Annotated in this window: 23 protein-coding genes; 5 read left to right on the forward strand and 18 right to left on the reverse strand. The window is 71.3% G+C overall.

Annotated features, from left to right (window positions below; genetic code table 11):
* Positions 1 to 126 precede the first annotated feature (126 nt).
* From BM286_RS07940 to BM286_RS07960, 5 genes are all read right to left on the reverse strand, one after another.
* Complete coding sequence (locus BM286_RS07940) at positions 127 to 726, reverse strand: DUF5789 family protein (protein WP_092921025.1); 600 nt, start codon at positions 724 to 726, stop codon at positions 127 to 129.
* Positions 727 to 803: 77 nt separating this feature from the next.
* A complete protein-coding gene (locus BM286_RS07945; RefSeq protein ID WP_092921026.1) occupies positions 804 to 1,742 on the reverse strand; it encodes an aminotransferase class IV in 939 nt (312 codons plus the stop codon).
* The gene (locus tag BM286_RS07950; RefSeq protein ID WP_092921027.1) at positions 1,735 to 2,382 is read right to left on the reverse strand and encodes an anthranilate synthase component II; all 648 of its coding nucleotides are present in this window, start codon (positions 2,380 to 2,382) and stop codon (positions 1,735 to 1,737) included. Before BM286_RS07950 ends, BM286_RS07945 begins: the two co-directional genes overlap by 8 nt.
* Positions 2,379 to 4,049 (reverse strand): anthranilate synthase component I family protein, encoded by a 1,671-nt coding sequence (locus BM286_RS07955; protein ID WP_092921028.1) that lies wholly within the window; start codon positions 4,047 to 4,049, stop codon positions 2,379 to 2,381. The genes BM286_RS07950 and BM286_RS07955 overlap by 4 nt, the downstream gene beginning before the upstream one ends.
* A 58-nt stretch (positions 4,050 to 4,107) precedes the next feature.
* A complete protein-coding gene (locus BM286_RS07960; RefSeq protein WP_092921029.1) occupies positions 4,108 to 4,671 on the reverse strand; it encodes a helix-hairpin-helix domain-containing protein in 564 nt (187 codons plus the stop codon).
* A 103-nt stretch (positions 4,672 to 4,774) separates the two neighbouring features.
* On the opposite strand from BM286_RS07960, the gene BM286_RS07965 reads away from it, so the two are divergent.
* Positions 4,775 to 5,233: a transporter gene (locus BM286_RS07965; RefSeq protein WP_092921030.1), complete on the forward strand. Its 459-nt coding sequence runs from the start codon at positions 4,775 to 4,777 to the stop codon at positions 5,231 to 5,233.
* Positions 5,234 to 5,811: 578 nt separating this feature from the next.
* Here the strand turns inward: BM286_RS07965 and BM286_RS07970 are convergent.
* From BM286_RS07970 to BM286_RS07990, 5 genes are all read right to left on the reverse strand, one after another.
* Positions 5,812 to 6,636: a shikimate dehydrogenase gene (locus BM286_RS07970; protein WP_092921031.1), complete on the reverse strand. Its 825-nt coding sequence runs from the start codon at positions 6,634 to 6,636 to the stop codon at positions 5,812 to 5,814.
* A 69-nt stretch (positions 6,637 to 6,705) separates the two neighbouring features.
* Positions 6,706 to 7,842, reverse strand: coding sequence for a DUF373 family protein (locus tag BM286_RS07975; protein ID WP_092921032.1), 1,137 nt, complete (start codon positions 7,840 to 7,842; stop codon positions 6,706 to 6,708).
* Between the two features lie 93 nt (positions 7,843 to 7,935).
* Complete coding sequence (gene sppA, locus BM286_RS07980) at positions 7,936 to 8,871, reverse strand: signal peptide peptidase SppA (RefSeq protein WP_092921033.1); 936 nt, start codon at positions 8,869 to 8,871, stop codon at positions 7,936 to 7,938.
* 161 nt (positions 8,872 to 9,032) lie between these two features.
* Entirely contained in the window at positions 9,033 to 9,956 is a 924-nt protein-coding gene (locus BM286_RS07985; protein WP_092921034.1) for a coiled-coil protein, read from the reverse strand.
* 289 nt (positions 9,957 to 10,245) lie between these two features.
* Complete coding sequence (locus BM286_RS07990) at positions 10,246 to 10,923, reverse strand: 2,5-diamino-6-(ribosylamino)-4(3H)-pyrimidinone 5'-phosphate reductase (protein WP_092921035.1); 678 nt, start codon at positions 10,921 to 10,923, stop codon at positions 10,246 to 10,248.
* Between the two features lie 96 nt (positions 10,924 to 11,019).
* On the opposite strand from BM286_RS07990, the gene BM286_RS15925 reads away from it, so the two are divergent.
* Entirely contained in the window at positions 11,020 to 11,145 is a 126-nt protein-coding gene (locus tag BM286_RS15925; protein WP_255510256.1) for a hypothetical protein, read from the forward strand.
* A 39-nt stretch (positions 11,146 to 11,184) separates the two neighbouring features.
* Positions 11,185 to 11,619 carry a VOC family protein gene (locus BM286_RS07995; protein ID WP_092921036.1) on the forward strand — a complete coding sequence of 145 codons (435 nt, stop codon included), beginning with the start codon at positions 11,185 to 11,187 and terminating at the stop codon, positions 11,617 to 11,619.
* Between the two features lie 30 nt (positions 11,620 to 11,649).
* On the opposite strand, the gene metG is transcribed toward BM286_RS07995, so the two are convergent.
* The 8 genes from metG to BM286_RS08035 all read right to left on the reverse strand — a co-directional run bounded on the left by metG (position 11,650) and on the right by BM286_RS08035 (position 20,858).
* The gene (gene metG / locus BM286_RS08000; RefSeq protein WP_092921037.1) at positions 11,650 to 13,788 is read right to left on the reverse strand and encodes a methionine--tRNA ligase; all 2,139 of its coding nucleotides are present in this window, start codon (positions 13,786 to 13,788) and stop codon (positions 11,650 to 11,652) included.
* Between the two features lie 326 nt (positions 13,789 to 14,114).
* Positions 14,115 to 15,029, reverse strand: a complete 915-nt coding sequence (locus tag BM286_RS08005) for a thiamine-phosphate synthase family protein (RefSeq protein ID WP_092921038.1) — start codon at positions 15,027 to 15,029, stop codon at positions 14,115 to 14,117.
* The gene (dcd, locus tag BM286_RS08010; RefSeq protein WP_092921039.1) at positions 15,026 to 15,667 is read right to left on the reverse strand and encodes a dCTP deaminase; all 642 of its coding nucleotides are present in this window, start codon (positions 15,665 to 15,667) and stop codon (positions 15,026 to 15,028) included. Before dcd ends, BM286_RS08005 begins: the two co-directional genes overlap by 4 nt.
* Before the next feature lie 125 nt (positions 15,668 to 15,792).
* Entirely contained in the window at positions 15,793 to 16,536 is a 744-nt protein-coding gene (locus tag BM286_RS08015) for a YIP1 family protein (protein ID WP_092921040.1), read from the reverse strand.
* Between the two features lie 81 nt (positions 16,537 to 16,617).
* Positions 16,618 to 17,220, reverse strand: coding sequence for an NfeD family protein (locus BM286_RS08020; RefSeq protein WP_092921041.1), 603 nt, complete (start codon positions 17,218 to 17,220; stop codon positions 16,618 to 16,620).
* A 108-nt stretch (positions 17,221 to 17,328) separates the two neighbouring features.
* Positions 17,329 to 17,535 (reverse strand): DUF7312 domain-containing protein, encoded by a 207-nt coding sequence (locus tag BM286_RS08025; protein ID WP_241989493.1) that lies wholly within the window; start codon positions 17,533 to 17,535, stop codon positions 17,329 to 17,331.
* Between the two features lie 76 nt (positions 17,536 to 17,611).
* Positions 17,612 to 19,369 (reverse strand): pyruvate kinase, encoded by a 1,758-nt coding sequence (pyk, locus tag BM286_RS08030; RefSeq protein WP_092921043.1) that lies wholly within the window; start codon positions 19,367 to 19,369, stop codon positions 17,612 to 17,614.
* A 553-nt stretch (positions 19,370 to 19,922) separates the two neighbouring features.
* Positions 19,923 to 20,858, reverse strand: coding sequence for a thiazole biosynthesis protein (locus tag BM286_RS08035; protein WP_092921044.1), 936 nt, complete (start codon positions 20,856 to 20,858; stop codon positions 19,923 to 19,925).
* Between the two features lie 550 nt (positions 20,859 to 21,408).
* Between BM286_RS08035 and BM286_RS08040 the strand changes: the two genes are divergently transcribed.
* Together BM286_RS08040 and BM286_RS08045 are read left to right on the forward strand one after the other, a co-directional pair.
* On the forward strand, positions 21,409 to 21,675 hold the full coding sequence (locus tag BM286_RS08040) for an eL43 family ribosomal protein (RefSeq protein WP_048078289.1): 267 nt from the start codon (positions 21,409 to 21,411) through the stop codon (positions 21,673 to 21,675).
* 4 nt (positions 21,676 to 21,679) lie between these two features.
* Entirely contained in the window at positions 21,680 to 21,814 is a 135-nt protein-coding gene (locus BM286_RS08045) for a DNA-directed RNA polymerase subunit P (RefSeq protein ID WP_092921045.1), read from the forward strand.
* The last annotated feature ends 12 nt before the right edge of the window (positions 21,815 to 21,826 follow it).

The following is a 21,826-nucleotide window of genomic DNA, read 5'->3' on the forward strand; positions in this document are numbered from 1 at the left end:
AGGCCGGCGACCGGCTTGAACGTTGTGCGTTCCGGGGTCGGGCGCCGTCCGTTCCGGGGTCGGGCGCCGTCTGTTCCGGAGTCGGGCCGTCTCCGCGTCGGCGCGACGCCGAGTCGGGCGCCCGGCTCAGACCCCGAGCCACTCGTCGTCGCGGACCTCGTAGCCGTGCTCCCGACAGTGCTTCGCCGCCCGTCGGCGCACGTCCCGCGACCCGGGGACCGACTCCCCCTCCGCGATCCGGTCGACGACCCAGTCGGCGACCGCGCGGACGCCCTCCTCGTCGTCGAGTTCGTTGACGTCGCTCAGCGCTCTGAAGGTCCGTTCGAACGCCTCGTGTTGCGACCGACCGAAGTCGGCGTTCTCGAGCGCGGCCGCCGCCTCCACCACCCGCTTCATCGCGGCCGCGACCGCCGGTCGCCGCACCCGCTCGCGGACCGTGGCCGGCGTGTCGAACGCCTCCAGGTCCGCGTCGGGGACCAGGTCAGCGACGGTGTACACGCGGGAGTCCGTCTCGAGTTCCCGCTTCCCGACCGCGGCGACGATCTCGCGGCCCGTCGCCGGGAAAGTCAGCGGCTCGAGCGCCCCTTCGAGCGCCTCGGCCGCCGCGTCGTCGATCGGCGGCTCGGCCTCGTCGCCGCGTTCTAACTCGGCCTCGACGTCGCGCTCGCGCCGTCGTCGGTCGTCGTCCGCGGCCTGTCTCTCTCGTCCGCTCTCGTCGTCTGCCATCCGTCATCTACGGTCCCCGGCGGCATAACGGCGTGGTCGAAATGCGGCGCGGAACGCTTCTGCGGGCCGAAATTCGGTTACAGCCGCTCGCCGTCGTAGCCCGCCTCCTCGATCCGCCGGTCGAACAGCCGCGAGAGGAGGGTCGTGAGCGGCCCGGCGACTCCCTCGCCGTCGCCGTCGACCGCGATGCCGTCGACGGTCGCCACCGGTCGGACCTCCCACGTCGAGTTCGTGAGGAAGACCTCGTCGGCCTCGCGGACCGCGTCCGGCGCGTACGTCCCCTCCTCGACGGGGATCCCCTCCGACTCCGCGAGATCGATCACGGTCGCCCTGGTGACGCCGGGGAGGATCGGCCCGTCGAGCGAGGGGGTCTTGAGGGCGGTGCCGTCGACGAAGAAGAGGTTCGAGGTCGCCCCCTCGGCGACGTGGCCGTCCGGGTCGAGCAGCAGCGCCTCGTCGGCGCCGGTGACCCGGATCTCGAGCCGGGCGAGGATTCCGTTGAGGTAGTTGTGGGTCTTCGCCGCGGCCGGTATCGCTCGGTCCGCGACCTTGCGCGTCTTCGTCGTCTGGAGCGCGGCCGGGCCATCGTGGACCGGGTCGCTCCCGACGCCGCCGCGCGCGAGCGGCTTCGCGATCACGACCACGGTCGGGTCGACCTCGGGGTTCGGGTCGAGCGTGCCGGGCTGGACCCCCCGCGAGATCGAGAGCTTGACGTACGCGTCCGCGAGGTCGTTCGCGGCCAGCGTCTCGTCGACACGCCGCTTCAGCTCCGCGTCGTCGATCCCGTGGTCGAGCGCGAGCGTCTCGCAGGTGTCCGCGAGCCGGTCGGCGTGCGCGTCCCACCGGAAGAGGTCCCCGCCGTACGCGCGCATCGTCTCGAAGGCGGCGTCGCCGTAGGCGAACCCGCGGTCCTCCACCGAGACGGTCGCCTCGGCGGCCGGGACGAGGTCGCCGTCGACGTGGTACAGGCGGTCCGCGTCGCCGCTCGCCTCGAACCGCTCGGTGGGATCACTCACGGTCCTCGCACGCCTCCACGAAGTTCCGCACCATGCGCTTCCCGCGCGGCGTGAGGATGCTCTCTGGGTGGAACTGGACGCCGACGTGCGGCTTCTCGCGGTGGCGCACGCCCATCACGACCTCGCGCTCCTCGTCCGTGCGCGCGGTCTCGACCAGCTCGTCCGGGAGGTCCTCGCGCTCGACGCACAGCGAGTGGTAGCGCCCGACCCGGAGCCGGTCGGGGAGGCCGGCGAAGACGCCCTCGCCGTCGTGGGCGATCGTCGAGGGCTTCCCGTGGACGACCTCGGGCGCGTGGCCGACGCGGCTCCCGCGGCTCGCGCACAGCGCCTGGTGGCCGAGACAGACGCCGAACACGGGCCGATCGAGTTCGAAGACCGCGGTCGATATCCCGGCGTCGGCCGGGGTGCCCGGCCCGGGCGAGACGACGACGCCGTCCGGGTCGAGCGCGCGGATCCCCGCGAGGTCGACCGCGTCGTTCCGCCGGACCGTCACCGCGCCGGCGACCTCGCCGACGTACTGGACGAGGTTGTACGCGAACGAGTCGTAGTTGTCGACGACGAGGACCCGCGCGTCGGACTCGCCCGCGCCGCGGCGCCAGTCGCCCTCCCCAGCCCCGGAGTCGGCACCGCCGCGCGTCATCGCTCGACCGCCCCCTCGGTCGGCTCGTCGGCCCCCTCCTCGACCGCCATCCCGCCGGCGGCGAGCGCCTCGTCGACCGCGCTCACCAGGGCTCGCGCCTTCGCGAGCGTCTCCTCGTACTCGGCGTCCGGGTCGGAGTCGTGGACGATCCCGGCCCCGACCCGGAGGTGGTACTCGGCGGCGTGACGGACGAGCGTCCGGATGACGATGTTCAGCGTCGCGCGCCCGTCGAACCCGGCGGCGAACATCGACCCGGTGTACGGCCCGCGGCGCGTCGGCTCCAGCTCGTCGATTATCTCCATCGTCCGCGGCTTGGGCGCGCCCGTGACGGTCCCCCCGGGGAAGCAGGCCGCGACCGCGTCCGCGAACCCGACGTCGGGCCGCGCCTCGCCCTCGATCAGGCTCACGAGGTGCATCACCTCGCTGTAGCGGTCGACGCGGCGGTACTCGCTCACGTCGACGGTGCCGAACCGCGACACCTTCCCGAGGTCGTTGCGCTCTAAGTCGACTAACATCGCGTGTTCGGCGCGCTCCTTCTCGTCGCCGGTCAGTTCGGTCTCCAGCGCCGCGTCGTCCGCCGCGGAGGCGCCCCGCGGCCGCGTCCCCGCGATGGGCTCCGTCACGAGACGCGCGCCGCGCTCGGGGTCGTCGGTCGGCTCGCGTTCCAAGAGGAGCTCCGGGCTCGCGCTCACGAGGTCGACGCCGCTCGGACGGTCCCCACCGTTCCCCTCGGTCCCGCCGAACTCGATCAGCCCCGAGTACGGAGCGGGGTTCACCGCCCGGAGCGCGTCGTACGCCCCGACCGGGTGGACCGCGGCCGGCGCCGTCAGCCGCTGGGAGACGTTCGCCTGGAACGTGTCGCCCTCGCGAACGTGCCCTTTGACCCGCCGCACCGCGTCGGCGTACCCCCCTCGACCCACGTCGCTCTCGAAGGTCGCGCGCTCGGCGCCCGGGTCCGGCGCCGGCTCAGCGGCCGGATCGCCGGCCTCGATCCGGTCTATCAGCGCCCCCGCCCGATCCGTCCCCTCGTCGAACAGCGCGTCGAGCGCGTCGCGGTCGGCGTCCGGGTCGTCGAGCCCGCCCGGAACGCGGGGACAGGCGGTTACTCGAAGCGGAATCGTCCCACCGGCGCCGTCCGCGCGGACGGGGCATTCCCAGGCCGCGATCCGGTCGAACAGGGCGGCCTGAAGCCGCGGGAGTCCACGGTCGTCGGTCGCCCCGGAACCCTCGGGGGCCGCGGGCGGGAAGTCCTCCAGCTCGCGGGCGGCGTCGTAGGAGAGCCAGCCGAACGCGCCGCACGGGTACGGCACGTCGCAGTCGCCGCGCGCCAGCGTCTCGCCGTCGAGGACCCCCTCCAGCGCCGACAGCGAGGGCGACGGGCGCCGGTAGTCGCCCGTCGGCTCGCCCGTCTCGCCCCGCGCGCCGGCGACGACCGCCTCGCCGGAGACGGTCAGCCGCTCGACCGGGTCGACGCCGAAGTACCCCCACCCGGACTGGCCGCCGGTCGTTTCGTAGAAGACGCCGCCCGGGCCGTCCCGCGCCCGGCGGTAGGCCGCGAAAGGGTCTTCGACGGCGACCCGGAGTTCGACCGGGACCCGCGCGCCGTCCGGCGCCGCGGCGGCGACCGCGCGGAACCGGTCCCGATCGGTGTGTTCCGTTCGACTCATGGGACCCTGTTCGGCGGGGGCGGTGAAACAGTTGCGGTCGCCCGAACGCGGCCCGCCTTCAGAACTCGCTCGCGCGGTCGATCCACGTCGCGGCGCGCTTCTCGCCGACGCTCGTCCCCTCGGCGATCTCGCCGGCGTCCGCGCCGGCGAGCTCGTCTACCGTCTCGATCCCGATCGTCGCGAGCCGCTCCGCGTACGCCGGGCCGATGCCTTTGATCTCCGTGACGCTCGGGCCGCGGTCGTCGCCGTCGACCGCGACGTCGTCCTCCCGCCCGGCCGCGGCCTCCGCCGACTCGGCCGCCTCGTGGTCGTCGGTCGCGTCGGCCCCCTCGTCGACGAGCGACTCGGTCGAGGCGGCGGCCTCCGTCTCCGTGGCGACGGGCTCCTCGCTGGCTTCGGCGCCGCCGTCGGGTCCGTCGTCGTCGTCGATCTCGTCCTCGACCGATTCGTCCGCGACCGGCTCGCCGGTCCCGTCGTCGACGGGGCCGTCGTCGCTCTCCGCGGCCGCCTCGGCGGCGGGTTCCGACTCGCGCTCGACGGTCACTTCGGTCTCGCCGGACTCTCGCCCGCTCGAACCGCTCCCGAACCCGAGTTTCTCTTTGAGCTTCTGGAGTAGGGCCATCGCCGGCGGCTACACGTGCGAGATATTTAAAAACCCTCTCCGGCGCAACCGCTCGCCGCTCCGTCTCGCCTGTTTATAAGTGGGGCCGGGGCGTTCCGGTCGTATGAACGTCGTCAACCCGGTCATGTGGTCGGTCCACGTCGGCTTCGCCGTCCTCTGGGTCGGCAGCGTGCTGTTCGTCACCCTCGCGGTCCTCCCGCCCGCGCTCCGCGGCGATATCGGCGGCGACGCGCTGGGCTCGGTCGTCGGCCGCCTGCGCTGGATCACACGGATCAGCGCGGTCGCGTTCGTCCTCTCGGGCGGGCATATGGCCGGGACGCTGTACACGTTCGAGTCGCTGACGGGCACGCCCCGCGGTCACCTCGTGTTGACGATGCTGGGGCTGTGGTTCGTCGGCACCGGGCTCGTCGAGGTCGGGGGATCGAAGCTGGCCGACGGGCTCGACGTCGGGAAGCTCCGCGAGCCCGCCCGCGACGCCAAGCCGTTCCTCTACGGCGCGTCCGCCGTCTCCATCGGGCTCATCGTCACCGCGGGGCTGCTCGCGAGTCCGGGACTGGTTTAACAACGCTCGGCTCGGGTGATCGCTTTTTAAAACGCCGCTCATTTATAAACAGCTAACAGCAGATCGATGACGAACGGCTCCAAAGCCCCCGTCGCTCGCCTATGAATAACTGACTGAATATCGGCGGCAAACACCTCCAAAGCCCCAGCTGTGAGGCGGGCGCACGCTCGCTGTCGTTCGAGACGCCGAAGGCGTCTCGTGATGACGAGAGAGCTTCGCTCTCTCGAACCACGCTCCTCGGTCGCTCACTCCGTTCGCTCCCTGCGGTGCTTACGTCGTCATCGGAACGCGGAGCGTTCTGATTGGCTCACGAGAGCTCCGCTCTCGTGAACGCCTGCGCCCGCCTCACGGCAGCGTGGCGCGTAGCGCCACGGGCAACCGGCGGCGGAGCCGCCGGTGACTGCCCCTTTGCGTCCCGCCCCGCACAGCACCGCACCTCACGCCTCCCCAGCCTCGTCGGCCGGCCTCCGCGTTGCTCCGGCCGACCGACTCCCTCGCGGTCGGTTCGCGGCCGCCGGTGGCGGCCGCTCACCGGCGCGCCACCGCGTCGTCCATTTATAAACAGTCGCGCCGCCGACTCACTCCAACTCCGCCCGCAGCGCCGCGTTCATCGCCTCGACCGGCGCGTCCTCGCCGGTCCAGATCTCGAACGCCTCGACGCCCTGGAACAGCAGCATCCACGCGCCGTCGACCGTCGTCGCGCCCGCGGCGGCGGCCTCGCGCAGCAGCCGCGTCTCGATCGGCGCGTACACCGCGTCGAGGACCGCGAGGTCGCCGTGGAGGTGTTCGGCGGGGACGGGGGTCTCGTCGGGCGCCTCCATCCCCACGCTCGTCGCGTTGACGAGCAGGTCGGCGGCGGCGACGCGCTCGCCGAGGTCGTCGAGGCCGCCGCCGGTCGCGCCCGGCACCGCCTCGGCCAGCTCGACCGCGCGCTCCGCGGTTCGGTTCGCGACGCGGACCGCCGCGCCCGCGTCCGCCAGCGCGAACGCGGCCGCCCGCCCCGCGCCGCCCGCCCCCACCACGAGCGCGTCGCGACCGTCGACGGACACGTCGTGGTGCGCGAGCGCCCGCGTCACCCCCGCGGCGTCGGTGTTGTGGCCGCGCGGGCGGTCGGCCTCGCCCGCCCGGACCGGGGCGTAGTCCACCGTGTTGACCGCGCCGATGCGCTCGGCGAGCGGGGCGGCGTTGACCGCGCTCAGGGCGTCCCGCTTGAACGGGACCGTGACGTTGAGTCCCGCGACGCCGAGGTCGGCGGCGCCTCCGACGGCCGCGGCGGCCGCGTCGGCGTCCGGCTCGAAGGTCACGTACCGCGCGTCGAGCCCGAGCGCCTCGTACCCCGCCTCGTGCATCGGCGGCGACAGCGAGTGGCCGACCGGGTTCCCGATCAGTCCGTACACCTCCATGCCAGCTCACGCGGCCGCGACCGACAAAAGGCGGTCGGTCGCGGTTCCCCTCGTCGGTTCCGCCCGGTCTCACTCCCGCCGTCCCTCGGCGTCCCGCTCGGCGTCGATGACGTCTTCGAGGGTCTCGGTACCGATGTCGCTCGCGACCTTCACGCCGACGAGCGACACGACGATGCCGCCGGCGATGAACGCCGCGAGCTGCTGGACCGGCGTCATCGTCATCCCGTAGAGGGACAGCGGACCCCGGACCGCCTCCTGCGCGAGGAAGTAGCCGGCGAACCCGCGGACGACGAGTGCGACCGCGGCGATGACGAACGGGAGGTTGAGGTACGGCGTCCGGATCCCCTCGTCGCGGATCAGCTCGTCGAGTAACCGCCCCACGGCCGCGGTCACGCCGGCGACCGCGAACCACGGGACCGCGGCGTAGGCGAACTCCACGACCTCGACGAGGCGGGGCGACCCGGGGTTCAGGTCCGAGGCCGCGAGAACGCCGAAGAATCCGCCGACGAGGGCGAGTCCCCCGGCGACCACGTACGTCACGACCGACACCTGCCCGGCGTACAGCGCCTCGCGGACGCGTTCGGGCATCCCCGCCACGAGGCGGTCGATAGCGAGCCCCTTGTACAGCAGCGCGGCGCCGAGCAGGCCGGCGACGCCCGCGACCGCCTCGCCGGCGGAGAACCAGTAGAACAGCGCCGGCACTAAGAGCAGCGCGACGCCGAACGGCACGAGGACCGTCGACCGCAGCTGCTCGTCGGCGAGGAACTGCTTGAGCAGGTAGTAGGTGGACTCGATGTCGCGGGCCTGCCGGACGACGACGCGGTCGACGGAGTCGACGGGGACCCGCGATTCGACGATCGGGAGGACGCGCTCGTCCTCGGCCGAGTCGACGACGACGATCGCGGCGCGCGGCTCGTACCGGTCCACGAGGTCGTCGAGCTGGGCCGCGATCGAGCGGTCGGCGCCCACCGCGCTGTCGCTCTCGGCGGAGACGACCGCCACCACCGACTCCTCGCGCTCGTCCCTGAGGTCGCGCGCGACGCGCAGCGACTCCAGTAAGCAGTTCACGCTGGCGTCCTCGGGGTCGTCCAGCCCGGCGTCGGTGACCAGCGATCGGACGGCCTCCCAGCCGGCGACCGGCATCGGGACGTTGGTGGCGCGACCGATCGCCCCCGAGCGGTCGACGCAGATGACCAGCGTCGTCACGTGTCGACGCACGCCGCGACCGGACAAAAATCCTCCCCGTGGACCGCCGTGCGGGTCTCGGTTCCCGTCGGCTCGCGCCGGTCCCCCCGCTCGCTACCGGAACTCCACGTCGATGTCGCCGCCGTCGTCGGTGAAGGCGCCCGCGACGCCGCTCCCGGCGGCGAACGCCACCCGTTCGGCGCCGATGCCGAGCCGCTCCGCGAGCCCGCGATCCGGGGTGAACTCGCGGACCTCGGGCTCGGCGCCAAGCAGGTCTGCGAGCCGGTCCTCGACGTCGTCCTCGGTGCCCAGTTCGTCGACGAGCCCCATCTCCGCGGCGTCGTCACCGAGGTACACCCGGGCTTCGGTGTCCCGGATCTCGTCGGGGTCCATGTCGCGCCCCTCGCTCACGGTCTCGACGAACTGCTCGTAGTAGCCGTCGATGATCCCCTGGAGGTACTCGCGTTCGTCCTCCTCGATCTCCTTCAGCGGGACGCCGGCGTCCTTGTACTCGCCGGCGGTAAACTGCTCGTAGGTGATCCCGAGCTTGTCCGCGAGCCCCTTCGCGTTCGGCCGGGAGCCGACGACGCCGATGGAGCCGACGAGGCTCGCGTCGCGCGCCCACAGCTCGTCGCAGCCGCTCGCGATCCAGTAGCCGCCGGACGCGCAGGTGTCCGTCGCGTACGCCACCGTCGGCCCGTCGAAGTCGGCGGCGGCCCGCCGGATGTCGTCGCTCGGGACGACCTCGCCGCCGGGGGTGTTGAGCTCGACCAGCAGCGCCTCGACGTCCTCGTCCTCGTCGGCCGCCTCGATCTGCTCGACCACGTCGTCGGCGGTCGCGCCGCCCGGGCCCGACAGCGGCGACGGGCGCCCCTGGCTCCGCCGGATCGGTCCCGAAACGGTCACCTTCGCGGTGTTGTACTCGTCGGCGTCACCGAACCGGCCGCCGGTGAGCCGCGCGAGGAGCGCGCGGCCCGCGACCGTCGTCGCCGCGCCCACCGCGGCGGCCGCGAGCAACCCCTTCCGTCCGTTCGCCGGCGCGTCGTCCATACCGACGGTTGGCGTCGCACGGGTTTATAAGTCGTGGACGGCGACGCCGACCGCGGCCGGGTCGGACCGACAGCTGCGGTCGGCATCCGGCGATCGACGGCAGCGACGCTGGCGGTCGAGAAAAGCCGCAGAAACCGCGTCGGAACCGAGGGTCGACCGGGTTAGAGAAGGCCGGTCTTCTGGAGCTTCATCAGGTCCTCGGTGTCGAGCGTCTCGCCCTCCTTGAACTTCTGGTAGATCTCCTCGGCCTCTTCCTTCTCCTCTTCGCGCTTCTCGGCGCGCTCGTCTTTCCGCTCTTCCTCCTCTTTCTTGTCGAGCTCGCGCAGGCGCTTCTGGACGCGGACGAAGTCCTCGTGGTGGCGGTCGGCCGCCTCCTGGGCCTCGACGAACAGCTCGTGCATCTCGTCGGCCTCGTCGCGGATGTCGTCGGCCTCGCGGTAGGCCTCGATCATCTGGTTGTGGTGCTCCTGGGCCTTGTCGGCGAGCTCCGTCACCTTCTGGTGGTGCTGGGACGCCTCGGAGCGGACCTCCTCGGCCTCCTCGACGAGCTCGTCGAGCTCGCTCGTGTCGTCGACCTTGTCCTTCTTCTCGGCGAGCTTCTCGCGTTTGTCGTCGATCTTCTCGATGAGCTCGCGCTCGTCCTCCGCGTCGAGCACCTCCGTCTGCTGGCGGAACTCGAGGTCCTCGATCTCCTCTTCGAGCTCCTCGATGGACTTGCCGGAGCCGAGTTCGAGGTCCTGTTTGAGCTCCTCGACCTCGTCGAACAGCTCGTTGGCCTCGGCGTTGAGCTCGTTGCGCTTGTCCTTGTGCTCTTGAACCTGCTCGTTGAGCTCGTCGCGCTTCTCGCGGTGTTCCTGGGCCTCGTCGACCTTCTCGCGCGTCTTCGCGTTGAGGTCGTCGCGCTTGGAGGCGCGCTCGGAGGCCATCTGGTTCAGCTCGTTGCGCCGGTCTCGCAGCTGCCCGGCGCGTTTGATGAGCTGCCCCTTCGACCCGTTGTCGAGGTCGTCTTCAGAAAGGTCCACGTTGTCCGCCTCGTCCATCGGTTCCACGTCGTACTGCTCGATGACTTCTTCTTTCGTTACCATTTGTTATCTCTCCATCACCGCTCCGGCGATAGCGGGCGCTCGCTGTCGTGCGTCGGGCCGTCTGTAAGAACTTCCGTTCATTTCAGCGTGCGATTCCACCAGCGCCAGAGGCGTTCTGGTACCAGCAACTACCCCCGGGCGATACATAAATACTTCGGTGATTTTCGTGTACACCGGTGGCATGGAGCGTGTACCCGGCGATTTCCGTGGTTACCGTTCACACGGTCGTCGTCACGATCCGCCTCGCTCGCCGTCCGTCGTCACGATCCGCCTCGCTCGCCGTCCGTCGTCACGATCCGCTTCCCTCGTCGACCGCGTACGAGAGGACGATCCCGTCGTCGAGCCGCTCCGTGTCGGTCAGCGTCAGGTCGGGGAACCCCTCGGTGAAGCCCGCGCCGTCCGCCAGCGTGGGCGCGTCGCGGCCGCCGACCACGAGCGAGCCGACGTAGGCGTGGAGCTCGTCGACGACGCCGGCCTCGAAACACGAGAAGATCACCTCGCCGCCCCCCTCGACCATCAGGCGGTCGACGCCGCGGTCGGCCAGGGCGTCGAGCCCCGCCGCCACGTCGACGCGTTCCTCGCCGGCGACGATCACCTCGGCGCCCGCGTCGGCGAGTGTCGTCCGTCGATCCCGGTCCGTCGCGGCCGAGACGAGCAGGTACGTCGTCGCCGCGTCGTCGAGGATCCGGGCGTCGGTCGGCGTCCGGCCCGTGGAGTCCACCACGACGCGGGCGGGGTCGCCGGGTCGTCCGTTCCGAAGGCGTTCGACGCGGCGGTCCTCCTCGTCGAGCGTGAGATGCGGGTCGTCCGCGAGGACGGTCCCGACCCCGACGAGTACCGCGTCGGCGGCCGCCCTGACGCGGTCGACCCGGTCGAAGTCCTCGGGCCCGGAGATCCGGAGCTGTTCCCGGCTGCGGGTGGCGAGCTTCCCGTCCACGCTCTGGGCCGCGTTGACGACCACGTGCATACGCGAGCGTCGACCGGACGCGGAATGGTCGTTTCGGTCGGGGCACCGGTCGGTCCCGTCCCAACGCATATCCGGCGGAGGACCGAACCGGTCCCTATGAGAACATCGACGATCATCATCCTCGTCGGCGCGGTCATCTTCGTCCTCCCGATCCCGGGCACGTTCATCCTCGGCGCGCTGGTCGTGCTCGCCGGGCTCGCCGCCCGCCTGTTCGGGCTCTGACCCGTCACCGTTTAGCCCGGGCCGACCGAGCGGCCGTCTGTGACAGATCCAACCGCACACCACGTCGGGGTCACCGTCTCCGACCTCGACCGCGCCGTCGAGTTCTACGCCGAGACGTTCGACCTCGACGTCGTCGCAGAGTTCTCCGTCGGCGGCGACGCCTTCGCCGAGGCGGTCGCCGTCGAGGGCGCCGCGGCCGAGTTCGCCCACCTCGACGCGGGCGACGCGATCGTCGAACTCGTCGCGTACGACCCGGCGGCGGGGTCGAGCGGCGACGCCGCGACCGGCGACTCCGAGCTGAACCGGCCCGGAGCGACCCATCTCGGTCTGTCGGTCGACGATGTCGAGGCCTTCTACGAGGAACTCTCGGACGACGTGGCGACGCTGAGCCCGCCGCGGACGACCGAGAGCGGCACGACGGTCCTGTTCGTCAGGGACCCGGAGGGGAACCTGATCGAGGTGCTCGACGCCTGACGGTCGCGGGCCCGGCGCCCGCCGGTCCCCTCACTTCACCTTCGTGCCCGGCTCGGCGTCCCCGTACGTCGTGAGGAGGTCGGCCTCGTCGCCAGCGGCCAGCACCATCCCGTTCGACTCGACGCCGAACAGCTCCGCCTTCTCCAAGTTCGCCACGACGACCACCTTCGTCCCGGGGAGGTCGTCGACGTCGTGGAGCTGCTTGAGCCCCGCGACGATCGTCCGGGTCTCCGCGCCGAGGTCGACGGTGAGCCGCAGGAGGTCGTCCGCGCCCTCGATCCCCTCCGCGTCCTCGATCCGTCCGACGCGGACGTCGAGGTCTTGGAAGTCGTCGAAGCCGATGCGGTCGTCGCTGATGGGTTCGATGTCGGCCATGTCGGCGTCGGCGGCGTCGTCGGTGCCGTCGGTTTCGCTCTCCTCCTCGTCGTCCGATTCGTCTCCGTCCTCGACCGCGTCGTCGCTCTCCGACTCCGCGACGCGCGCTTCGAGCTTCTCGTTCAACGCGTCGACGCGCTCGTCTTCGACCTGTTCGAACAGCTCGGTCGGTTCGCGCAGGTCGCCGGCGGGGCCCTCGCGGGCCGCCTCGACCGTCGCGTCGTGGACGGATCCGGGCTCGCCGAGCTGGTCCCAGAGCCGCTCGCTCTTCTCGGGGGCCAGCGGCTCGAAGAGGACGGCGATCGCCTTCGCGAGCGCGACGCAGTCGTCGATGACCCGCTCCGCCTCTTCGGGCTCCTCGTCGACGAGCTTCCAGGGCTCGTTGCGCTGGATGTACTCGTTACCGTAGCGCGCGAGGTCGGTGACCGCGTCGCCGAGCGCGCGGACCGAGTAGTCGTTGACCGCGGCCGCGAACTCGTCGACCGCCTCGTCGATCCGCGCCGCGACCTCGTCGCTCGGGGCGTCGGCGTCGGGGCCGTCCTCGTAGTTCCGGCGGGCGAAGAGGAGGGAGCGGTAGAGGAAGTTACCGACGGTGCCCACCAGCTCGGTGTTGACGCGCTCGGCAAACTTCTCCCACGAGAAGTCCACGTCCTGCTGGAACCCGCCGTTGGTCGCGAGGTAGTAGCGCAGCGGGTCCGGGTGGAACCCCTCGTCGAGGTACTCGTCGGCCCAGACCGCGCGGTCGCGGCTCGTGGAGAACCCCTTGCCGTCGAGGGTGACGAACCCGCTCGCCATCACCGCGCGCGGCTCCGCGTGGTCGGTCGCCTCCAGCATCGCGGGCCAGAAGATCGTGTGGTGTTGGATGATGTCGCGGCCGATCACGTGGACGATCTCGCCGCCCTCCGGGTGCTCGTCGCTGACGCCCTCCTTCCAGGCGGCCTCCCAGTCGAACGCGTCGGCGCCGACGCGCTCGGAGTACTGCTTCGTCGAGGAGATGTACTCGATCGGCGCGTCGACCCAGACGTAGAGGACCAAATCCTCCGGGTTCTCTCCGGGGTAGTCGACCCCCCAGTCCATGTCGCGGGTGATACACCAGTCCTGAAGCCCCTGTTCGATCCACTCGCGGGGCTGGTTGCTGGCGTTCGAGGTGCCTTCGAGGCGGTCGAGGAAGTCGGAGAGGTAGTCGGCGAACTCGGAGACCGCGAAGAACTTGTGGGTGCGCTCGCGGTACTCCGCGGGGTTGCCGGTGATCGTCGACTCGGGGTCCTCCACTTCGCCGGGTTCGAGGTGGCGCTGGCACCCCTCGTCGCACTCGTCGCCGCGGGCGTGCGCCCCGCAGTACGGGCAGGTCCCCTCGACGTAGCGGTCGGGGAGGTACTGGTCGTCGACGGGGTCGTACGCGACCATGATCTCCTTCTCGTAGAGGTGGCCCGCCTCGTCGAGGTCGCGGACGAGTTCTCGGGTGATCTCGGTGTTCGTCTCGTCGTGAGTGTGGCCGTAGTTGTCGAACTCGACGTTGAACTTCGGGAACGTCTCGGCGTAGCGCTCGTGCCAGTCGAGCGCGAACGCCTCGGGAGAGACGCCCTCCTGTTCGGCGTTGACCGCGACGGGCGTCCCGTGCATGTCGGAGCCGGAGACGAACGCGGTCTCCTGGCCGAGTCGTTCGAGCGCGCGGCTGTACACGTCGCCGCCGACGTAGGTGCGGAGGTGACCGATGTGGAGGTCGCCGTTCGCGTACGGCAGTCCACAGGTCACCACCGCGGGACGATCGGTGGGGAAGTCGTCGTGGCTCATGTGGTGTGTATGTCGTGTATCGGTCGATCGGGTCTAAAGGCCGCTGGTTCGGGGCCGACGAGGATCGCGCAGGCCGCGAGGGTTTTTGCGCGGTCCGCGAGGGGTCGACGGCCCAGGCGCTGCGGAAGACGACGGAATTCGCCGCCGCGCCGGCGTCGACCGCGCTACCGGTCGTCGCCGCCGCGACGGGTCCGCCCGCCGCTAAGAGGAGCGCGTCCGCATCCCGGGCCGCCGGATGTCCGTCACGTCTTCCGCTTCGCGCGGTTCGGTCTAAAAAGCGTCGCCCGAGGGCGGCTCACAGCGGGTCGCGGGCGGCCCGCGTCGGCTCACAGCAGGCCGCGGACGATCCGCGCCGCCTCCGCGGCCGTCTGCGCGAGGACGTAGATTATCGGCTCGACGCCGACCGCGCCGGTCTGGTAGACCACGAGCGTCTCGGTCCCCTCGCCCGCCGGGAGGTCGGCGGCCGCGACCGCGGCGGCGACCGCCTTGCGGGTCGGTCGCTCTGCGTCGAACTCGACGGTCGGGCGGTCGGCGGCGAGCGCCTCGACGGTCTCCGGGTCGTATCGGAGGTTCACGGCGCCGCGAACGTCCGCGCCCGCCTCGCGGGCCGCGAGCAGCACCGTGGCGACGTGTTCGCTCACGCCGAACTCCGGTTCGCCCGGCACCATCGCCCGCCCCTTGACGTCGACGAGCCGGCCGGGGACCGCGGCGACGTCGTCGACGGTCGCGGCGTCGGCGGTACACTCCGCGACGTTCGCGCCGACGTTCGGGATGAGGCCGGCGAAGCCGGAGGCGTTCGTCAGGGTGCGGAGCCCGCGCCGGACCGACGTGAGGACGCGCTCGCGCTCGCGGAGGCCGCTGTCGGGGTCGTGGACCGAGAACTCCACGTCGGCGTCAGCGAGCGCGGGCATCGCCGCCTCGTGGAGGTCCGCGAGCAGGTCCCCCTCCTCCAGCTGGCGGATCAGCACCTCGATCTCGACGAGCGCGGCCACGGGCGTCAGGTCGCCGTTCGCGAGCCCCTCGCCCACGCGCTTGACGAGGTCGCGCACGCGCTCGTCCGCGACGATGTCCTCGTGTCTGGCCACGTCGCCGGCTGCGTACTTCGAGACCGCGGACTGCGAGATGCCGAGCGCGTCGGCCACCTCCGACTGCGTGAACCCGCGGTCGCGGAGGTCCTCCGCGAGCATCGAGCGGACGGTGGGCAGGAACTCGTCGACGACGACCTCCTCGATGAACCTCATCCGCCGTCACCTCCCGAACGCGTCGCCCCTCCGCCGCCCTCGCCTCCGTCGTCCCCCTCGTCGTCGAACTCGGGGTCGTCGCCGATCCGCGACGCCTGCGGCCCGTCCTGCCCCTGGTACTTCGAGCCGCGTTCGGCGCCGTAGGGGCGCTCGGCGGGCCGCTTCAGCTCCGTGAAGGTGAGCTGCGAGACGCGCATGCCGGGCGAGAGTGCGACGGGAGCGGTGCCGAGGTTCGAGAGTTCGAGCGTGATCTGGCCCTCGTAGCCGGGGTCACACAGACCGGCTGTTGCATGGACCACGATCGCGAGCCGGCCGAGCGAGGAGCGCCCCTCGACGTGCGCGACGAGGTCGTCGGGGATCGCGACGCGCTCGGCGGTCGTCCCGAGGACGAAGTCGCCGGGGTGGAGGATGAACTCGTCCCCCTCGTCGACGGTCGTCTCGGTGACGTACTCGCTCACCTCGCCCGCGTCGGTCGGGTGGATACAGGGGATGTTGGTGCGCTGGAACTCCAGGAACCGCTCGCCGAGCCGGAGGTCCACGCTCGCGGGCTGGACCTGCTGGTCGACGTCGTCGAGCGGCTCGATCGCGAGGTCCCCCTCCGCGAGCCGGTCGAGGATGTCGGCGTCGGACAGGATCATACCGAGAGGGGGAGCGCCGGCGGCTTAAAAACTCCCGAATCCGCGGTCGCGAGCGCCCGGGCGGCGTCGGCGAGGCGCTCGGCGCCTCCGGTCGCGGCCAGTCTGGCGGGAGGCTCGGCGGGCGTTCAGACCGCCGCGAGGAGCAGGCTCGGAACGGCGAAGAACGTCGCCACCCCCGCCGCGGCCCCGCGGCCGAGGTCGTACTCGGCCTCCAGCCCGCCGACGACGATCACCCACTGGACCGCGATCGCGACCGCGGACGCGACGAGCAGCGGCCCGGTCGCGCCCGTGATCGCGGCGACGACGTCGCTCGCCACCGCCTCGCCGGTCGACCCGGATATCGCCGCGTTCGAGAGCGCGTACCAGATCCCGGCGAGCCCGGCGACGAGCCGGAGCAGTTCGGCGCCGATCGCCCAGCCGGCGATCACGAAGGAGTCGCCGACGGAGCCGGAGCCGCCCGCGACGCGCGCCCCGACGTGGAGCGCGACCGCGAACAGCGCCCACCAGAGCGGCACCCCGAGCAGCCCGTAGTGGATGAGTCCCGTCGCGGCGTCGCGGAGCTCCGTCCCCGCGTCGACCTCGATCCGCGCCGGCTCGCCGCACTCCTCGGCGAACATAGATCCGGGCTCGTCGCCGAACGTCTCGCAGGTCGACTCCGGGGGGCGGTCCGGGTTGTCGACGGTGATCCGCTGGTCGACGGTCGCGTCGAACACTCCGCCGAGCGCGACGATTCCGAGGCTGGTGCCGATCGTGACCACGACTAACATCGCGACCGCGACGGTCCCGGCGCGAGGGGAGTCGAACCCGTCGCGAACGCGGTCGAGGACGCTACCGATCGGACTCGCGAGGACGGCGAACGGGGAGGGCATCGTCGGGTGCTGTCCGCCGACGGACAAGTGCCTTTCCGCTCGCGGTTCGGGGCCGCGGATCGGCCTTCCGACCGAGCCGCGTCACTCCCGTTCGAGTTCCGTCTCCGGATCGGCCTCGTTCTTCTCGGCGTCCGCGGCCTTCCGCGCCCGGTCGGCCGCGAGTTCGCGGTCGATGTCGTCCTCGACGTACCCCATCGACTCGACGGTGACGACGTTCCCGCCGCCGGGGTCGACGACGATCACCTCCTCGCCCTCGTCGATCTCGCCTTCCATCGAGCGGGCGGAGTAGTGGGGGTTGAACCCGCCGCCAGCGAGCTTCACCTCGCCGCCGGTGGGGGTCACTCGCTCCGTGACCGTTCCCGTCTTCCCCTTCAGCGAGTCGCTGTCGCTGGTCTGTCGCTGCCCCTTCCCGCCGTAGAGGTCGAACTCGTGGTAGCCGTAGAAGGCGGCGGCGCCGAAGGCGAGGGTCAGAAGCGCCATGAACAGCGTGAGGAGGGCGCCGGCGACGCCGAGCGAGCTCAACACGAGCCCGCCGAGGCCCGCGCCGATGAGCGCGATACCGACGACGATGAAGTTCGCCCCGGGCGCGAGCGCCTCGGCCATCGAGAGCAACAGCCCGGCCGTCAGAAGGAGCAGCGGGAGGGTGTCCGGCGAGAGGAGCCCGGACTGTGCGAGCGCGTCCATGTCCGGTCCTACGGCCGCGGCCTGATAAGTTGTGGTGCGCGGGTCGCGACGCCGTTCGCGTCGCCGGCGCTCCCCGGAGGGCGGCCCCGACGGATCGGCGCCGCGCGCTCAGAGACCGAGGACCAACACGCCGACCGTGGCCGCGACCCCGAGGACGACGAAGACGGCGTGTTCGAGGTCGACGTCGCCCGGTTCTATCGGGTCGCTCTCCGGCGTGCCGGTGTCCTCCGTGATGCCGTCAGGACCCACGTCGTCGACCGAGAACCGCCACTTGGTCTCGTCGTCCGGGGTCTCGTCGCCGGATTCGTCGCTCATGGACGCGTTACGCGGCTCCGCGATAAATGACTGGCGGGCGCGGTCTCGATCCGGCACGGTCTCGATCCGGCGCGGCCTACCGCTCTCGGGCGGCGCTGATCACGTCGCCGTCGTAGACGACGCCTCGTTCGCCGTCGATGGTCACCGTGGTCCCGTCCGCGACCGCCTCGGGCAGGCGGGCGCTGGAGACCATCGGGACGCCGAGTTCGCGGGCGACGACGGCGGGGTAGCCGGTCATCCCCTCGCGGGCGTCGACGATGCCGGCGACCCGGTCGAGGTCGCCGGAGAACTCCCCGTCGAAGTCGGCGCCGATCGCGACGACGCTCCCCTCGGGCAGCGCGTCGAGGTCGCCGTCCTCGGTCCGATGGACCGGGCCGGCGACGCGGCCGGCGACGACCGACTTCCCGGTCACGAGCGTCTCGGCGGCGACGTGGACCTTCAGGGTGTTCGTCGTGTTCGTCCCCTCGAACTCCGTGAGCATGCCCGAGAGGACGACGAGGGTGTCGCCCGACTCGGCGCCGCCGGTGTCGAGCGCGGCGTCGACCGCGTTGTCGAGGATCGCCTCCATGTCGTGGGCGTACTCCGTCAACACGGGACGGACACCCCACGAGAGCGCGAGCTGGCGGCGGACGCGGTCGTTCGGCGTCGTCGCGACGACCGGGACGCCCGGCCGGAACATGGCCGTCTTTCGCGCGGTGAATCCCGACTCGGAGACCGCGACCACCGTCGAGGCGCCGATGTCGCGCGCGAGGTAGCGCGCCGACCGCGCCAGCGCCTCGGTCCGCGACCCCTCGTCCGCGGTCGGGACGCGCTGCTCGCGCGTCTCCGCGTACTCGTCGCTCGACTCGATCTGCCGGACGATACGGTCCATCGTCTCGACGACGTTAACGGGGTCCTCGCCGACCGCGGTCTCGCCGGAGAGCATCACGGCGTCGGTGCCGTCGAGGACGGCGTTCGCCACGTCCGAGGCCTCCGCGCGGGTCGGCCGCCGCGAGGAGACCATCGAGTCGAGCATCTCCGTCGCGGTGATGACGGGGACGCCCTCGTTGACGCAGGTCCGGATGATCCGCTTTTGGATCACCGGTACGTCCTCCAGCGGGCACTCGACGCCGAGGTCGCCGCGGGCGACCATCACGCCGTCGGCGGCGTCGACGATCCCCGTCAGGTTCTCGACCGCGCCGGCGCGTTCGATCTTCGCGACGATCGGGATGTCCTCCCCGCCGCGCGCCTCCAGCTCGTCTGCGATCCGGTAGACGTCGTCTGCGTTCCGGACGAACGAGGCCGCGACGAAGTCAGCGTCGGTTCGGGCCGCGAGGTCGAGTTCGGCCTCGTCTTCCGGCGTGATCAGGTCGACGTCGATGGCGACGCCGGGGAGGTTCACCCCCTTCCGGGACCCGAGCTTGCCGCCGGAGACGACGGTCGCGACGACGGACTCGCCGTCGACGCGCTCGACGCGGCACTCGATCCGGCCGTCCGCGAGGAGGACCGTGTCGCCCGGGCCGGCGGCCGCGATCGAGTGGGTGAGGCCGACGCGTTCCGGCGTCGCGTCGTCGCCTTCGAGGAAGGTGACCTCGGAGTCGGTCGCGAGCGAGATCGGCTCGTCGATCTCGGCGGTCCGGACCTCCGGGCCCTTCAGGTCGACCATCACCGCGAGCGGGTCGTCGATCTCCTCGTCGACGGCGCGGGCGCGCTCGATAACCGTCTCCCGGTGGTCGGTGGTCCCGTGGCTGGCGTTGAGCCGGACGACGGACATCCCCGCGTCGGCGAGGCCGCGGATCGTGTCCCGGTCGTCCGAGGCGGGACCGATCGTACAGACGATCTTGGCGTTTCGCATACCGGCGGGTTCGACGTAGCGCCGGAAAAAGGCACCCGGTTGCGTCGCTCCCGAGTAAACGTTCGTGAAGAACGGTCGTGTCGCGGGTTCAGGCTCCGGAGCGCGGCGTCCGTTTATAAATCAACACGCGGTCGGCGCGTGCCTGCGAGCGGCCGGAGCGAAGCGGAGGCCGCGAGACAGCACGCGCGAGGGACGCGGCGAACGCGAGCGGCGCAGCCGCGAAGCGTGAGCCGCGAGGCTGGGGAGGCGTGAGGCTGCGGCGCTGTGCGGGGCGGGGCGGGGACTCAAAGGGGCAGTCGCGAGGACGTCGCAGACGACGTAAGCACCGCAACGAGGGAGCGAACGAAGTGAGTGACCGAGTGAGGAGCGCAGCGAGTGTGCGGCGTCCTCGCGGCTGGGGCTTTGGAGGGGTTCGCCGTCGATTCGTCGGCAGCCGTTTATAAACGAGCAGTTAGGTATGTGGAGGGGTTCGCCGTCGCTTCGCCAGCAGCCACTTATAAAAGAACGGCCGAGTACGGGGGGAGTCCGCAACCGGAACGTCAGCGGTGGGTTTTCAGTCGTCGGCGGGCGCGGGCGCGCCGCCGACCGACAGCTCGACCTCGGGCGCGTCGACCCCCAGCTCGTCGAGGGCGGCCTGCGCGGCGCGCTTGCCGGAGACGAGCATCGCGCCGAACGTCGGCCCCATCCGCGGGAGGCCGTGGGCGGTCGCGACCGCCATCCCGGAGGCGATCAGGCCGTCGTGGACGACGCCGGTGTGCTCGACGACGGCGTCCTCGCTCTCGCCGACCCACATCGAGTCGTGGCCGGGCGAGTCGTGGCCGGGGGCGCCGTACTCGCCGTCGCCCGTCTGGTCCATCCCGGTGTTGTGCTCCTTCGCGTGCTCGATGCCGGGCGCCGAGAGGACGCCGCGCTCGTCGAGCTTGCTGATCGCGACGGCGTCGTGGCCGGTCGCGTCGATCACGAGGTCTGACTCGACCGCGATGGGGTCGACGCAGGTGATCTCGCGGGGGAGCGCGTGGACCGGCGTCCAGTTCATGACGATGCCGCCGACCTCGTGGTCCTCGCGGACGACGAGGTCGGTGAACTCTGTCATGTTCTGAACGCGCGCGCCGGCGTCGCAGGCCGCCTTGATCAGCCCGGAGCAGGCCTCCGGCCCCGCCGCGGTGTAGAGGCCGTCGACGTCTTCGACCGGTTCGTACTCCACGTCGAGGTCGTCGAGGATCTCCTGGGCAGGGTCTCTGACCGTCACCGTGTTCATCAGGAACCCGCCGAGCCAGAAGCCGCCGCCGAGGTAGTTGTTCTTCTCGACGATCATCACCTTCACGCCGCGCTCGGCCAGCTCCTTCGCGGCCATCAGGCCGGAGGGGCCGCCCCCGAGGACGATGACCTCGGAGTCGGTGAAGTCGAGGAACCCGTCCGTCCACTCGTTCCCGATGGCCCTCGTTACGTCCGTCTCGCTCACGTCCGCGAAGCCGTCGAAGTCTTTCATACAACTTGGTAGTATTACTTGGTTGTGAAATACGTTGCGGTCGATACTCGGTCGACCCTTTCGTATCCTGCCGTGTCAACGCCGCCAGCGACTCGGCTGCTCGATTACACGTAGCCGCCGCCGGCCAACGGAATATATCATCAGAGCCTCAGCCGCTCGGCGATACGGGAATGCTCTCGTAGGGAACACCACCAAAGCCCCAGCCGCGAGGGCTCGGTGCGCTCGCTGCGCTCCTCGTCGCTCGTTTCACTCGCTCCTGCGGTGCTTGCGTCGCGCGCCGTCGCCCTCTCGTCTGCCCCTCTGCGTCCCGCCCCGCTCCGCACAGCACCGCAGCCTCACGCCTCCCCAGCCTCGCGGTTCGCTCGGGCCTCCCTCCGGTCGCCCCTCGCTCACCGCTCCCTCGCGCGTGCTGTCTCGCGGCCGCCGAGGGCGGCCGCTCGCAGGCACGCGCCGCCGCCGCGTCCGGTCGTCTTCCGCCCTAGCTGCTGACCGTCTTGTCCGCCCCCAACTCGCAGCCTTTTTACCTACGCTGGCGATAGAAGTGCCTACTATGGCTGAGGACAAGGCTCGAAGCACCGGCAGCGCGGGCCGATTCGGCGCTCGCTACGGCCGGGTCGCTCGCAAGCGGGTCCAGGACATCGAAGCGGAGATGCGCAACGCGACCGTCGACGGCGACGACGTCACGCGCAAAGGCACCGGCATCTGGGTCAACGAGGAGACCGGCGAGACGTTCACGGGCGGCGCGTACCGCCCCGAGACGCCCGGCGGCCGCACCGTCCGCCGCTCCATCCGCGCCGCGCTCGCCGACGAGGAATAGGACGATGAGCTACAAGTGCTCCCGCTGTAAGCGCGACGTCACCCTCGACGAGTACGGCGGCGTGCGCTGCCCGTACTGCGGCCACCGCGTCCTCCTGAAGGAGCGCGGCGGCGGTATTCAGGAAGTCGACGTCGAGTAACGCCGTCTCCCC

Origin of the sequence: Halorubrum sodomense, from assembly GCF_900111935.1 — an archaeon.
Taxonomy (GTDB): domain Archaea; phylum Halobacteriota; class Halobacteria; order Halobacteriales; family Haloferacaceae; genus Halorubrum; species Halorubrum sodomense.

Bases quoted from the DNA above. Each gene is read 5' to 3' on its own strand.
- BM286_RS07940 (WP_092921025.1), bottom strand. From the start codon at position 726: ATGGCAGACGACGAGAGCGGACGAGAGAGACAGGCCGCGGACGACGAC.
- BM286_RS07950 (WP_092921027.1), bottom strand. From the start codon at position 2,382: ATGACGCGCGGCGGTGCCGACTCCGGGGCTGGGGAGGGCGACTGGCGC.
- BM286_RS07955 (WP_092921028.1), bottom strand. From the start codon at position 4,049: ATGAGTCGAACGGAACACACCGATCGGGACCGGTTCCGCGCGGTCGCC.
- BM286_RS07960 (WP_092921029.1), bottom strand. From the start codon at position 4,671: ATGGCCCTACTCCAGAAGCTCAAAGAGAAACTCGGGTTCGGGAGCGGT.
- BM286_RS07965 (WP_092921030.1), top strand. From the start codon at position 4,775: ATGAACGTCGTCAACCCGGTCATGTGGTCGGTCCACGTCGGCTTCGCC.
- BM286_RS07970 (WP_092921031.1), bottom strand. From the start codon at position 6,636: ATGGAGGTGTACGGACTGATCGGGAACCCGGTCGGCCACTCGCTGTCG.
- sppA (WP_092921033.1), bottom strand. From the start codon at position 8,871: ATGGACGACGCGCCGGCGAACGGACGGAAGGGGTTGCTCGCGGCCGCC.
- BM286_RS07985 (WP_092921034.1), bottom strand. From the start codon at position 9,956: ATGGTAACGAAAGAAGAAGTCATCGAGCAGTACGACGTGGAACCGATG.
- BM286_RS07990 (WP_092921035.1), bottom strand. From the start codon at position 10,923: ATGCACGTGGTCGTCAACGCGGCCCAGAGCGTGGACGGGAAGCTCGCC.
- BM286_RS15925 (WP_255510256.1), top strand. From the start codon at position 11,020: ATGAGAACATCGACGATCATCATCCTCGTCGGCGCGGTCATCTTCGTC.
- metG (WP_092921037.1), bottom strand. From the start codon at position 13,788: ATGAGCCACGACGACTTCCCCACCGATCGTCCCGCGGTGGTGACCTGT.
- BM286_RS08005 (WP_092921038.1), bottom strand. From the start codon at position 15,029: ATGAGGTTCATCGAGGAGGTCGTCGTCGACGAGTTCCTGCCCACCGTC.
- dcd (WP_092921039.1), bottom strand. From the start codon at position 15,667: ATGATCCTGTCCGACGCCGACATCCTCGACCGGCTCGCGGAGGGGGAC.
- BM286_RS08015 (WP_092921040.1), bottom strand. From the start codon at position 16,536: ATGCCCTCCCCGTTCGCCGTCCTCGCGAGTCCGATCGGTAGCGTCCTC.
- BM286_RS08020 (WP_092921041.1), bottom strand. From the start codon at position 17,220: ATGGACGCGCTCGCACAGTCCGGGCTCCTCTCGCCGGACACCCTCCCG.
- BM286_RS08025 (WP_241989493.1), bottom strand. From the start codon at position 17,535: ATGAGCGACGAATCCGGCGACGAGACCCCGGACGACGAGACCAAGTGG.
- pyk (WP_092921043.1), bottom strand. From the start codon at position 19,369: ATGCGAAACGCCAAGATCGTCTGTACGATCGGTCCCGCCTCGGACGAC.
- BM286_RS08035 (WP_092921044.1), bottom strand. From the start codon at position 20,858: ATGAAAGACTTCGACGGCTTCGCGGACGTGAGCGAGACGGACGTAACG.
- BM286_RS08040 (WP_048078289.1), top strand. From the start codon at position 21,409: ATGGCTGAGGACAAGGCTCGAAGCACCGGCAGCGCGGGCCGATTCGGC.
- BM286_RS08045 (WP_092921045.1), top strand. From the start codon at position 21,680: ATGAGCTACAAGTGCTCCCGCTGTAAGCGCGACGTCACCCTCGACGAG.